Origin of the sequence: Rhizobium sp. 'Codium 1', from assembly GCF_020889605.1 — a bacterium.
GTDB lineage: Bacteria > Pseudomonadota > Alphaproteobacteria > Rhizobiales > Rhizobiaceae > Allorhizobium > Allorhizobium algae.
Window position 1 is genome coordinate 376930 of sequence record NZ_JAJGPW010000001.1, and the last position, 13375, is coordinate 390304.

The following is a 13375-nucleotide window of genomic DNA, read 5'->3' on the forward strand; positions in this document are numbered from 1 at the left end:
CATGACGCGTGCTGCGCTACGGATCATGTCCCAATGGAGGAATGCCGATGCGCGGGGATAGCCGCCTTTCCCGTATGCTGCATGTGCTGATCCACCTCGGGCGCCGGAAGGAAGCGGCGACCTCCGAGGTGATCGCCCGGATGCTCAACACCAATCCCGTCGTCGTGCGTCGGACGATGGCGGGCTTGCGCGAGCGCGGCTATGTGCAATCCGAGAAGGGGCATGGCGGCGGATGGAAACTCACCAGGAGCTTGGATCAGATCAGCCTGCTTGATGTCTACGAGGCGCTTGAGCGGCCGGAGCTCTTCTGTCTCGTCAGCGCATCCGACCATGCGGGCTGCCTGGTCGAGATCTCGGTCAACGAGGCACTGGAAGATGCGCGACGGGAGGCGGAGGCCGTGCTGCTCTCGCGTTTCGCGACACTGAAGCTCTCGGATATCGCCGGCGACTTCGACAAGCGATTGGAGATGCTCGGTCTGGGCAGTGGCATGCAGGATTTCGACATCTGATGCCCGGCCCCTTGCAACGGAGGATGCCTTGCCATGAACTGGGATGACGTTCGCATCTTTCTGGCCGTCGCGCGAACCGGCCAGATCCTGGCCGCCTCGCGCCGTCTGGGGCTCAATCATGCCACGCTCTCGCGCCGCCTGACGGCGCTGGAAACAGCCTTGAAGACACGGCTCTTCATCCGCCGTACCAATGGCTGCGAGCTGACGGCCGAGGGCGAGGCTTTTCTTTCTTCCGCCGAGCGCATGGAAACGGAAATGCTGGAGGTGCAGGCCCGGCTGGGGCGAACCGATACGCAAGTGGCGGGCACGGTGCGCATCGGCGCACCCGATGGTTTCGGTGTCTTTTTTCTTGCCTCGCGCCTTGGGGCGTTGATCGAGCGGCATCCGGAACTCAAGATCCAGCTCGTGCCGGTGCCGCGTTCCTTTTCGCTGTCGCAGCGAGAGGCCGATATCGCGGTGACACTGGAACGTCCGGAGCAGGGACGGCTCGTCTCGTCGAAACTCGTCGATTACACGCTCGGGCTCTATGCCTCGAAATCCTATGCCGAAACGAACGGGCTTCCAGCAAGCCCGGAGGCGCTGAAGGCACATCGCCGGATCGGTTATGTCGAGGACCTGATCTTTACCCCGTCGCTCAATTTCACCGGCGAGGTGATGCGCGACTGGAATGCCGGTTTCGAGATTTCCTCGGCGATCGGCCAGACCGAAGCGGTGCTGGCCGGGGCCGGCATCGGCATCCTTCACAGCTATATCGCGCGCCAGCACGATAGCCTCGTGCGGGTGATGCCAGACATCACAATCCGGCGCGCCTACTGGACGACATTCCACGAAAGCGCCCGCGAACTTGTGCGGGTTCGAGCGGTCGTGCAATTCCTGCAGGATGCCGTGGAGCAGGATCGGGCGATCTTTGGCTGATGCACATCAGGGGGACCATCCTCCCGGCTGCGGCGCTTTTCTGCCGCGATCGGCGCGGATAGACTGCACAATCGCATCACCATTGGATATTCCCATGCGCCATCCCCTTGCCCGTCTCGGACTTCCTGCATTTCTGCTCGCGCTTTTCTCCGCCATGCCGGCCGGTGCCCATGTCATGGACGGGCCGCTTGGAGGTTTCGGTGCGGGTTTCGGGCATCCGCTCGCCGGTTTCGACCATCTGCTTGCCATGCTGGCGGTCGGCCTTTGGGGTGCGCAAATGGGCGGGCGCTCGGTCTGGACGCTGCCAGCAACCTTCCCGATGATCATGTGCGCCGGCGGGATCATCGGAATGACCGGCGTTCTGCCAGACCAGCCGATTGAATACGGGATTGCCGTTTCCGTCATCGTTCTCGGCGGCGCGATCGCTGCGGCCTGGCGGGCGCCCGAATGGGCCGCACTGGTGTTGATTTCAGCCTTCGCCCTTTTACATGGCTATCCGCATGGCGTCCTTGCCCCCCGGGCCAGCGACCCCGCCGCGTTCACCGTCGGTTTCGTCGTCTCCACCGGCGTCATCCACATCATCGGCATAGCGATCGGTGCCGCGCTCAAGCCGATGGGCGGTGGACGGCTGATCCAGGCGCTTGGTGCGGCCATTTCACTCGCCGGCCTTTGGTTCCTGTTCGGGCTCATCACGGGCTGAACAGCCTGCCGGCCTTGAGGCTCAAGCCTTTTGCTGCATCGCAGAAGCATGGTTTCTGTTGACAATTCCCGATCAAACCGCACAAACGACGACAGCGCCGCGGCCGTTCATCCGAGCGCGGCCAGCGAAACCGTGAACAGCTCAGGCACAGGCTCTCCATGACCACGAATACCGCACTCCTCGACTTCCAGATCGTCCCGAATGCCTCGCCCATGCCGGAGGCCGAGCGGCTGTCGGCTTTCGAAAACCTGGGCTTCGGAACGCTGTTCACCGACCATATGGCGGTGGTGCATTGGCATGTCGACAAGGGCTGGCACAGCCCGGAGGTTTCGGCCCGCAAGCCTTTCCAGATCGATCCGGCGGCAAGCGTGCTGCATTACGCCCAGGAAATCTTCGAAGGCATGAAGGCCTACAAGGGAGCGGACGGGCGCATCACGCTTTTCCGTCCCGAAGAAAACGCCCGTCGCTTCAACAGATCGGCCGAGCGCATGGCGATGCCCGACGTGCCGGAGGAGCTTTTCCTCAAGGCGGTCGAGGAACTGGTGAAAATCGATGCCAAATGGGTTCCGGAAGGCGAAGGCAGCCTCTACCTGCGTCCCTTCATGTTTGCGAGCGAAGCCTTTCTCGGCGTTCGCCCCTCGCGCGAATACATTTTCTGCGTCATCGCCTCGCCGGTCGGACCTTACTTCAAGGGTGGCAGCAAGCCGGTCACTCTCTGGGTCAGCGAACACTATACGCGTGCGGCGCCGGGCGGCACGGGAGCGGCCAAATGCGGCGGCAATTATGCAGCCAGCCTGCTTGCCCAGAAGGAAGCGGCAAGCCGCGGATGCGACCAGGTCGTATTCCTCGACGCCGCCGAACACAAGTGGATCGAGGAACTCGGCGGCATGAACGTCTTTTTCGTCATGGATGACGGCACGGTCGTGACACCGCCGCTGTCTGGCACGATCCTGCCGGGCATCACGCGCAATTCGATCATCACGCTTGCAAGCGACAATGGCCTTGATGTCATCGAACGCCCGTATTCCTTCGACGAATGGACGGCCGATGCCAAGAGCGGCAAGCTGCGCGAGGCCTTTGCCTGCGGCACGGCTGCTGTTGTGGCCGCAATCGGCACCGTACGGCATCCCGGCGGTGAATTCGTCATCGGCAATGCCGGCACCGGCATGGAAACGGAAAAGCTGCGCACCCAGCTGACCGGCATCCAGCGCGGCTCTGTTGCCGACACGCATGGCTGGGTAAAGGAAGTGGCCCGCGCCTGAGCGGCCAGCGGAGATCCAAGGCTTCGGGACCCCGTCACGGCAGCGTGGCGGGGTTTTTGCCTTTACGGGGAGAAGACCGCCGACCGGCCGCCTCGTCATCCGCTTGCGTTCTGTGAGAGACGCGTGAACCGAGGAGATTGCGCGCTGCAGCCGTTCGCCAATTGTGGATGCGGGCGCCGACAAGGTCGTCCCTGCGCCAGACGACTTCGGCGTGCAGGACATCAAAACGGTCGCTGTACATGATGAAATGTTCGGCTGCATCGAGCCTGAGGTCTTCAGCGAGAAGCAGCCTTATGCCCCTTGGACTCCAGTCGCAGATCCGGCCGCAGAAATGGCAGCCGAACAGGAGGATCAGCGAGTTCGACCCGCAGGACTGACGCACATAATCTCGACGCTCCATCAGACCTCCGTTGGGCAGGCGGCAGTCAGAGCATCAATTCGGGAAGAGGCAAAGCCTGGATTGCGGAAGTTGTCGCCGTCGGGTTAACGGCTTTGGTCGCATTCTACCGAAGGTGGCGCAAACAGAGACGCCGGAAAGACCTGACGTCGACCGAAACCTCGTCACCCATGTCCCGGGTACGAGATGTTACGCCTGTCTTCGGTATGGACAATGGAAAAATGGTACGGTTGGGGGGAATTGAACCTCCGACCTCAGGTGCCACAAACCTGCGCTCTAACCAACTGAGCTACAACCGCACATGACTGCGTCGCTGACGCCGTCGAGGGGTCACATACGAGCAGATGGATTTTTTTTCAAGCCCTTTCTGCGCATCGCGTAAAAAGGCTCGGGATAGGGAAAAGGCCGGGCTCGACGCCCGGCCCAAGATCCTTGGGAGGATTTTTCTGGTCGCGTCGGGCGATCAGGCGACCTTGAGCGAGGACATGGCCTTTTCAGCGGCTTCCTTGCCCGGCTTCGTCACAGTCTCGGTCACCTTCTTGGCGGTTTCCTGGATGGACTTGGCCTGTTCGATCGTCACTTCCGCCTGCTTGCGGATGAACGCGGTCTGCAACTCGACGAGTTCGGCAACCGACTTCACGCCGAGGAGCGCTTCCATGTGGGCGAGCGAAAGCTCGGTGTTGGTGCGCATGGCGTCGATGGCCTTGAGGCCGAGTTCAACCGTGCCGGCCTGGGCCGTCTGGACAGTGGCTTCCACGGTCTTCGTGGCTTCTTCCGTCGCGGTCTTCATCTTTGCATAGGCTTCCTTCGACTGGGCTGCGCCCTTTTCGGCGAAGTCACGGAAGCTTTCCTGCATCTTCGAGGGGTCAAAGGTCGAGAAAGAGAACATATCCTTGGTGTTCATAGCGTATTTCCTCTTGTCGCGGGATCTTGGAGACCCCTGTGTTTCATTCCTGAACCCCATATAGCATCGATTATTGTGCATTGCAATATCGTTGTGCGCTGCACAATTAGATTTTTTGCATGTTAATAATCCTGTCGGATTAACCTTATCGACCGAAAGGCGCCCCATTTTCTGGACCCGAGGGCACTGCCTAGCTATTAAAAATCTGTTAATTTACTCGCAGGCCATGAAGTGCAGGTCCCCAATATGCCCGCTCAATATCCGTTCATCGACGTCGCTGTGCACGACCTCATCCGTCCGCGCCTTGCGCGTGGCGAAGCGCTCGTGCTGTTTGCGCCGGGACTGGAGCGCGTGCTCTGGTGCAATGGCGCAGGGGCGCGCTTCTTCGGGGCCACCTCGATCTACGACTTCCTGGAGGAAGGGCCTCAGCGCAGCGACATCACCTTCCGCCAGATCGAGACTGCGGCGCGGCAGTTGGCCAATGTCGGAGACAGTCGCAATCTGATGCTGCGCATCACGGCCGGCTTCCAGAAAGTGCCTGTCACAGGGACGACGGAGTGTCTCGAGGTTCGCAGCGGCGAGGCGGTGATCCTGCTTGCCGTGCCCCCGATCAAGCCATCCAGCGGGACCGTGCAGCAACTCGCCCTGGACCTGATGAGCGGTTTCGACGATCCGGATACCCACATGGCCGTGCTCGACGGCGAAGGCCGCGTCGTTGCCAGTTCCGAGGGTTTCCCCGGTCTCGGCATGACGCCGCAGACTGCCCGCACGCTGGTCAATTTCGTCGATGCGGATGCCGGTCGGCTGGTCAAGCGGCCGATTCCGACCGCTCTCGGCCAATTGCCGGCGGCGATCGGCAAGATTTCGGATGAGCCGGCCCTGCATCTGCTCTTCGCAGTCGAGACGATCCTCGGCCAGATGGATCCGAGCACCGAGCTTGTCGATGAAGACGATGCCGATCTGCCTGCAACTGAGCCCATGCCCGTTCGCGCCGACGACACGGTCGAGGATATGCCCGAGACAGAGACAGAGACCGAGGCTGAGGCTGAGGCGTTCGAACCCGAACCGGCAGTGGCGGACGAGGCAACGCCCTCGCCTGCCGCACCGTTCGAAAGCGTGATCGCGGCGATCGGCGACATCGAGGAAATCGAGCCGGAAACAGTCGATCTCAGCGAGAGCGACGATATCAAGGAGACGCTGACCGCTCAGGGCGCCGAAGCGGATGATCATGCCGCCGCGCCTGAACCCGCACCGACTGCGGACCATGACGAGCCCATCTTTGAAACGACCCTGACAGACACCGAGGAGCCCCCTGCCGAACAAGCCCCGGTCGTTGAGGAGGCGCCTGCCGTTGCAGGACCGGCTCTCCCCCTGACGCCAGCCAGCGCTTCAATCGCTGATCGCTTCATCTTCAGCCAGGATCGCCGCGCGACCCGATTCGTCTGGAAGATCGACGCAGAGGGCCGGTTCAGCGAAGTATCCTCCGAATTCGCCCAGGCCGTCGGTCCGCGGGCCGCCGACATCAATGGCGTTGCCTTTTCCGATCTGGCAGCCCTTTTCAACCTCGACCCCGAAGGCAAGATCGGCGAATTGCTGAAGAAGCGGGATACCTGGTCCGGCAAGACGATCTACTGGCCCGTCGAAGGCACACGGCTGGTGGTCCCGGTCGATCTCGCGGCGCTTCCGACCTATACCCGCAACCGCGACTTCGATGGTTTCCGCGGATTCGGCATCGTGCGTGTAGCCGATGCACAGGAAGATCCGGATGCAATCGGCATGACCTTCCTGCGCGAAGAGCCGGGTGTGGACGAGCTGATCGAGCCCGTGGATGAGGTTGCCAGCAATCCCGACGAGGATCTGGTCGAATTTCTCACCGAACTCGCCGAAGGCGAGCGCCACCCGCCGGAAGACTTCGAGGAGGAGCAGATCGCCGAAGCCGGCGAGGATGTGCTCGACGCACTGCTGCATTCCGCTGAGGACGAGGATGAGACGCCTGAACCGGACACCGACGCCAACGATTTTGCGCCCGCTGCCGATGAGGAGGCGCCGGTGCCGCAGCCAGGCGGCTTCGAACCACCCGTCCTGCGGATCATGGAACCGCGCAAGCCGAGCCTGCCCGACAAGGTCGTGCAGTTGCAGGATCGTCGCACTCGCCAGCGCGACGCCCTGACACCGGGTGAACAGGCGGCCTTCCAGGAAATTGCGCGCAAGCTCGATCCGCTCGGGCTGCGTGCCAAGGTCGAACAATCGCTCACGCCGTCCGAACCGCCCGTTCTGCGCACCACCGAAAGCCTCCCCCCTGCCCCCGAGGCCCCCAAACCGCTGGATCCCGCGCCCCCAGTCGAAGCCGTTGAGCCGCCGGCATCCGAGCCGGATGTCGAGGCCACCCAGCCGGAACCGGCGAGCGATCGCCCGGCGCCCACGCGGGGACGCAGCCTGACCGCCGAGATCATCGACCTGATGCCGGTTGCTCTCCTCGTACATGTCGGTGACCGGCTGATCCATGCCAATCCCGAATTCTTCAGCCTGACGGGCTACAAGACGCTGGCCGAGCTCGACGAAGCCGGTGGCCTCGACTCGCTCATCCAGCGACAGGATCTCGAAACGCCCGGCGACGAAGCGGGCCAGGTCGTTGCGCTCTGCGCCGACGACCGGCTGCTGCCGGTGACGGCACGCCTGCAATCGGTGCGCTTCGAGGAGACGAGTGCGCTGATGCTGGCACTGATCGCCCAGCCGGAAGACCGTACACGCGCCGACACCCCCGCCGAGTCTCCGGCTGCCATGCCGGCGCCGGTCACCGCGTCGGGCGCATCAGGCGGCGCGACACCGGCCCAGGCGGCAGAACTCGCCCGCGTCAAGGTGGAGGTCGAGGAAATGCGCTCGATCCTGGAAACGGCGACCGACGGGGTCGTGATCCTCGATTCCGACGGCGATATCCGGTCGATGAACCGGGCGGCGAGTGCATTGTTCAACTTCGACGACATGGAAACGCGCGGCAAACCCTTCGTCATGCTGTTTGCCCATGAAAGCCAGAAGTCGATCCTTGACTATCTCAACGGGCTTTCGGGCCATGGCGTCGCCAGCGTTCTCAACGACGGGCGCGAAGTGATCGGACGCGAAGCCTCCGGCGGCTTCCTGCCCATGTTCATGACGATCGGGAAGCTGAATTCCTCGAACGGCTATTGTGCGGTGATCCGCGACATCACCCAGTGGAAGCGAACCGAAGAGGAACTGCGCAACGCCAAGCGCGCGGCCGAGACGGCGAACGCCCACAAGACCGACTTCCTCGCCCGCGTCAGCCACGAAATCCGGACACCGCTCAACGCGATCATCGGCTTTGCCGACATGATGGCGAACGAGCATTTCGGTCCCGTCGGCCATCCGCGCTACGGCGAATATGCGCATGACATCGTGCGCTCCGGACGGCATGTGCTCGACATCGTCAACGACCTGCTCGACATATCCAAGATCGAAGCCGGCGAGATGGAGCTGGACTTTTCCTCCGTCGGATTGAACGAGATGGTGCAGGCAGCGGTCTCGATCGTGCAGCCGCAGGCGAACGGCCAGCGGGTCATCATCCGCACCGCGCTGTCGCAGGCCGTGCCGAATGTCGTGGCCGACGGTCGCTCGATCAAGCAGATCGTGCTGAACATCCTCGCCAATGCGATCCGCTTCACGCCCTCCGGTGGCCAGATCATCGTCTCCACGGCCTATGAGCCAAACGGCAGCGTGGTTCTGCGGATCCGGGACACCGGCGTCGGCATGTCGCGCAGCGAGTTGGAGCAGGCGATGAAGCCTTTCCGCCAGGTCTCGACCGGCACCCCGCGCAGCCGCGGCGACGGCACCGGTCTCGGCCTGCCGCTGACAAAGGCCATGGTGGATGCCAACAGGGCACAGTTCGCCATCTCGTCGACGCCCAACGAGGGCACGCTGGTCGAGGTAATGTTCCCCTCGCCGCGCGTGCTCGCGGATTGAAACTGAGGCGCCGGAAGGTAGAGACAACACCGACATGGCCACCTTCAGCATGTCCGTCGGCATCATGGTTGCGATTGCGATCGGCGCGATGAGCCCCGGGCCGAGCTTCGTGCTCGTCTCGCGGATCTCGGTCAGCAATTCGCGCCTGCACGGGCTCGCAGCCGCCATCGGGATGGGCTTCGGCGGCGCCTTCTTCGCCATTCTCGCACTCGCGGGTCTCGTTGCGCTGCTGCAGCAGGTGGACTGGCTCTATCTCGTGCTGAAATGTGCAGGCGGGCTCTATCTCGCCTATCTCGGCATAGCGATCTGGCGCGGAGCGCGCGAACCGATTTCCGTCGTTCCAGCGGACGGACGCAGCAGGTTTGCCGTATCGCGTGCCTTTTTCCTTGGTATCGTCACACAGGTCAGCAATCCCAAGACTGCCGTCGTCTATGCCAGCATCTTCGCCGCCCTGATGCCGCAGGACTCGCCGCTGGCGCTGATCCTTGCTCTTCCTCCGCTGATCTTCCTCATCGAGGCCGGCTGGTATGCCATTGTGGCCCTGGTCTTTTCGACCCCTCGCTCGCAGCGGGCCTATCTCGGCGGCAAAGTCTGGGTGGACCGGCTGGCTGGCGCCGTGATCGGTGCGCTCGGTCTGCGGCTGATCGGGGAAAGCCTCGCTGTTCTTCGCCGATGACCGGAGGCGCGACGACAGCAGCGGTTTTCATCGCGTCGGCTTTCGGATAGAGGAAAGCCTTTGCCGCACCTCGCAAGGGCCGACCGCTTGTCCACTCGTCCTTACCCGGGCACAGCCCATTCCGTTTCGACCATCGGCACGCCGCTCAGCAAACGGCCCGGCTATGCGACCGTGGCCGCGCTGATCACGGCTGCAATCGTCTTCATGCCGATCGCGGCAATCTTCGTCATCGGCTTCTCGGCGGATCCGGACAACTGGCAGCACATGATGACCAATGTCATCCCGCGGGCTGGGATGCGCACCTTCTGGCTGCTGCTCTTCACAGGCCTGGTCACAGCCACGGTCGGAATCGGCTCCGCCTGGCTGGTCGCGTCCTGCGAATTCCCGTTGCGGCGGCTTCTCTCCCCGGCACTCGTCCTGCCGCTGGCCATTCCTTCCTATCTGGCGGCCTATGCGTTCGGCGAATTTCTCGACTTCACCGGCCCCGTGCAAACCGGATACCGGGCGCTGTTCGGCTTCACCTCTTCGCGCGACTACAGCTTTTTCGACGTGAAATCGCTTCCCGGTGCCGTGCTGGTCATGTCGGCCGTGCTTTACCCTTACGTCTATCTCGCTTGCCGCTCGATGTTCCTGATGCAGGGGCGCGCGGCCGCCGACGTCGCCCGGACCCTCGGGTCCAGCCCCTTGCGCGTCTTTGCCCGCATCCAGGTGCCGATGGCGCGGCCGGCGATCATGATCGGCCTGACGCTGGTCATGATGGAAACGCTGAACGATATCGGCGCGGTCGAATATCTCGGCGTGCAGACGCTCACCTTCTCGGTCTATGACACCTGGCTGAACCGCGGCAGCCTTGCGGGTGCAGCGCAGATCGCCTGCTTCATGCTTTTGATCGTCGCGGGACTTCTCGTTGTCGAACGGCGGGCGCGGCGACGCCAGCGCTTCAGCAGCCACAAGACGACGGCGATCGTGACCGATGCGGTGCGGCTGCGCCTTTCGGGCGCGAAGGCGGCGGTCGCAACCCTGTTCTGCCTCCTCCCGATCCTGGTCGGTTTCGTCGTGCCGGTTTTCGTGCTTGGCGGGTTTGCACTCCGACGGGTCGAAGACTTCCTTGAGCCCCGCCTCCTGGATGCGCTCTGGAAATCCACCCTGGTCTCGTCGGCGGCAGCCGTGATCACCGTGCTGCTCGCCTTCGTGCTCTCCTATGCGGCGCGGACGGATCGCTCGCGCCTGGCCGTGAGCGCCGGACGGCTCGCAGCGCTGGGCTATGGCATTCCCGGAACGGTGCTCGGCATCGGAGTCTTGATCCCGCTGGCGACTTTCGACAATGCGCTGGACGGCTGGATGCGCGAAAGCCTTGGCATTTCGACAGGTCTCATGCTCTCCGGTACCGGATTCGCGATCGTTTACGCCTATACGGTGCGCTTTCTCACCATGGCCGAGGGAACCGTCGATGCCGGGTTCCAGAAGCTTTCCCCCCATCTCGACATGGCAGCCCGCACCCTCGGGCGCTCGAGCCTGCAGACACTCCGCCAGGTGCTTCTGCCCAATCTGCGACCTGCCGTGCTGACAGCGGCACTGCTCGTCTTCATCGAGACGCTGAAGGAGCTATCGGCAACGATCCTGCTGCGTCCCTTCAACTTCAATACGCTGGCCACGCTCGTCTACGAAGACGCGTCGCGCGGCATGGCGCAGGACGCCTCCGTCGCGGCGATCATCATTATCGCTGCGGGTCTTATTCCGGTGATCCTTGTTTCGCGGTCGCTCGACGAGAAGCGCTGATCGCGCTGGCAAAAAAACAGGGCGGCCGAAGCCGCCCCAATCAATGCTGTCGAACCGGAGTGAAGGTGCAATCGACTTCTGGTCCGGGGCATTTTTTCCCGTCCTCGTCGCGTCTGATCACGCATCTCCAAGTTGACGACAGTGTTGCCGGCGGCCGGTTAAGGCTTTCTTACCGGCCACGCCCTGCAGCTACCCCACATTTGAGGTATTGTTCTGAAATTGCTGCCTTTCGGGACACTTTCCCGTCAGGAGCGCAGTGGTTCCAGGTTGGCGAAGAGGGAGAGAGCTTCCGGATTGGCGAGTGCTTCCTTGTTCTTGACCGGCCGGCCATGCACGACTTCGCGCACGGCGAGTTCAACGATCTTTCCGGATTTGGTGCGGGGGATATCCGCGACCTCTACGATCTTCGCCGGAACGTGACGCGGCGTGGCGCCGGTGCGGATCCTGGTCTTGATCTTCCTGTCGAGCTCTTCCGTCAGGCTGAGCCCGGAAGCGAGCCGAACAAAGAGAACGACACGAACGTCGTCTTCCCAGTCCTGACCGATGCAAAGGGCTTCGACCACTTCGTCCATCTGTTCGACCTGATTGTAGATCTCCGCCGTGCCGATGCGCACGCCGCCCGGGTTCAACGTCGCATCCGAGCGGCCGTGAATGACGATGCCGCCATGCTCGGTCCATTCGGCGAAATCGCCGTGGCACCAGATGTTGTCGAAGCGCTCGAAATAGGCAGCGCGGTATTTGGCGCCCTCCGGGTCGTTCCAGAACATCACGGGCATGGAAGGGAAAGCCTTGGTGCAGACCAGTTCGCCCTTTTCGCCGCGCACCGGCTTTCCGTCATCATTCCAGACGTCGATTGCGAGACCGAGGCCCGGACCCTGGATCTCTCCGCGCCAGACGGGCTTCAGCGGATTGCCGAGCACGAAGCAGGACACGATGTCGGTGCCGCCGGAAATGGAGGCGAGCTGGATGTCGTCGCGGATGCCCTCATAAACAAATGAGAAGCCTTCAGGCGAGAGCGGCGAGCCGGTCGAGGTCATCAGGCGCAGACTCGACAGGTCATGCGTGGTCTTGGGCGTCAGCCCCCCCTTGCGCACGGCGTCGATATATTTTGCAGACGTACCGAAGATCGCAAAACTCTCTTCGGCCGCATAGTCAAAGAGCACATTGCCGTCGGGATAGAAGGGCGAACCGTCATAGAGGCAGAGTGTCGCGCCGCATGCGAGGCCGGAGACCAGCCAGTTCCACATCATCCAGCCGCAGGTGGTGAAATAAAACAGCTTTTCGCCGGCCTGAAGACCGCAGTGGAAGCGATGCTCTTTCAGTTGCTGCAACAGTGTGCCACCGGCCGAATGCACAATGCACTTCGGCACACCCGTCGTGCCGGAAGAGAAGAGAATGTAGATCGGATGCGAGAATGGCAGTCTGCGGTATTCGATATCCCTGACCGAGAAATCCGCGATGAACTGATCGAAGCTGCGGCCATTCGGCAATCGTGCGAGAAGTGCTGCGGTGTCGCCGGCATACGGTACGACGAGGACGGGGACATCGAGCTTGGCGGCAACGGTGACGATCTTGTCCGCCACGTCCTGCCGCTTGCCATTGTACCAGTAACCATCGCAGGCGATGAAGAGCTTGGGTTCAATCTGACCAAAGCGATCGAGCACACCCTGGTCGCCAAAATCGGGGGAGCAGGAGGACCAGATGGCGCCGAGCGAGGTCGCAGCCAGCATCAGGGCCACAGTCTCGGGCATGTTCGGCATCATGGCTGCAATGCGGTCGCCTTCGCCGATGCCCATTGCAGCCAAGGCCTGTTGAAGGCGTGAGACGGTGGCTGTCAGGCGCGACCAGGACCAGCGGTCCGACACCTTGTTCTCTCCGCGGAAGACCAGCGCATCACCGTCTCCCGCATGGGCGAGGAGATTTTCGGCAAAGTTGATTTGCGCTTGCGGGAAGAACCGTGCCTTGAGCATGTCGCCATCATCGGCAAGCGCCACGTCCCCCTTCTCTCCCACCACGCCACAATAGTCCCAGACCGCCGACCAGAAGGACGCGCGGTCTTCGACAGACCAGTCGTAGAACGCATCATAATCCGCAAAGCTGTGGCCCTCGCGGGTGGCACACCACTCAATGAAATGGGTCAGGGGTTGCGACGCCATGAAGGCGTCGGAGGGTGTCCAAAGGGGTACCAGTTCAGTCATCATGCTCCTCCTCTTCTGCTTTTCCCTATAGCATACCGCACTGCGATACAAAGCCGGGAA

General features: G+C 62.5%; 10 protein-coding genes and 1 tRNA gene. 7 read left to right on the forward strand and 4 right to left on the reverse strand.

Annotated features, from left to right (window positions below):
- Positions 1-47: 47 nt before the first annotated feature.
- The 4 genes from LJE98_RS01830 to LJE98_RS01845 all read left to right on the forward strand — a co-directional run bounded on the left by LJE98_RS01830 (position 48) and on the right by LJE98_RS01845 (position 3386).
- Entirely contained in the window at positions 48-509 is a 462-nt protein-coding gene (locus LJE98_RS01830) for an Rrf2 family transcriptional regulator (protein WP_229573021.1), read from the forward strand.
- Positions 510-542: 33 nt separating this feature from the next.
- A complete protein-coding gene (locus tag LJE98_RS01835) occupies positions 543-1424 on the forward strand; it encodes a LysR family transcriptional regulator (protein ID WP_229573022.1) in 882 nt (293 codons plus the stop codon).
- Between the two features lie 94 nt (positions 1425-1518).
- On the forward strand, positions 1519-2124 hold the full coding sequence (locus LJE98_RS01840; protein WP_229573023.1) for a HupE/UreJ family protein: 606 nt from the start codon (positions 1519-1521) through the stop codon (positions 2122-2124).
- 158 nt (positions 2125-2282) lie between these two features.
- Positions 2283-3386, forward strand: a complete 1104-nt coding sequence (locus LJE98_RS01845; RefSeq protein WP_229573024.1) for a branched-chain amino acid aminotransferase — start codon at positions 2283-2285, stop codon at positions 3384-3386.
- Between the two features lie 34 nt (positions 3387-3420).
- On the opposite strand, the gene LJE98_RS01850 is transcribed toward LJE98_RS01845, so the two are convergent.
- From LJE98_RS01850 to LJE98_RS01860, 3 genes are all read right to left on the reverse strand, one after another.
- Positions 3421-3786 (reverse strand): PilZ domain-containing protein, encoded by a 366-nt coding sequence (locus LJE98_RS01850; protein ID WP_229573025.1) that lies wholly within the window; start codon positions 3784-3786, stop codon positions 3421-3423.
- Positions 3787-4005: 219 nt separating this feature from the next.
- A tRNA-His gene (locus tag LJE98_RS01855) sits at positions 4006-4082 on the reverse strand.
- Positions 4083-4246: 164 nt separating this feature from the next.
- Positions 4247-4687 (reverse strand): phasin, encoded by a 441-nt coding sequence (locus LJE98_RS01860; protein WP_229573026.1) that lies wholly within the window; start codon positions 4685-4687, stop codon positions 4247-4249.
- 246 nt (positions 4688-4933) lie between these two features.
- Between LJE98_RS01860 and LJE98_RS01865 the strand changes: the two genes are divergently transcribed.
- From LJE98_RS01865 to LJE98_RS01875, 3 genes are all read left to right on the forward strand, one after another.
- Positions 4934-8662 carry an ATP-binding protein gene (locus LJE98_RS01865; protein ID WP_229573027.1) on the forward strand — a complete coding sequence of 1243 codons (3729 nt, stop codon included), beginning with the start codon at positions 4934-4936 and terminating at the stop codon, positions 8660-8662.
- Between the two features lie 34 nt (positions 8663-8696).
- Entirely contained in the window at positions 8697-9338 is a 642-nt protein-coding gene (locus tag LJE98_RS01870) for a LysE family translocator (RefSeq protein ID WP_229573028.1), read from the forward strand.
- 204 nt (positions 9339-9542) lie between these two features.
- Positions 9543-11117 (forward strand): ABC transporter permease, encoded by a 1575-nt coding sequence (locus LJE98_RS01875; RefSeq protein WP_229573873.1) that lies wholly within the window; start codon positions 9543-9545, stop codon positions 11115-11117.
- Positions 11118-11362: 245 nt separating this feature from the next.
- Here the strand turns inward: LJE98_RS01875 and LJE98_RS01880 are convergent, their stop codons facing one another.
- Positions 11363-13315 carry an acetoacetate--CoA ligase gene (locus LJE98_RS01880; RefSeq protein WP_420710096.1) on the reverse strand — a complete coding sequence of 651 codons (1953 nt, stop codon included), beginning with the start codon at positions 13313-13315 and terminating at the stop codon, positions 11363-11365.
- Between the last annotated feature and the right edge of the window lie 60 nt (positions 13316-13375).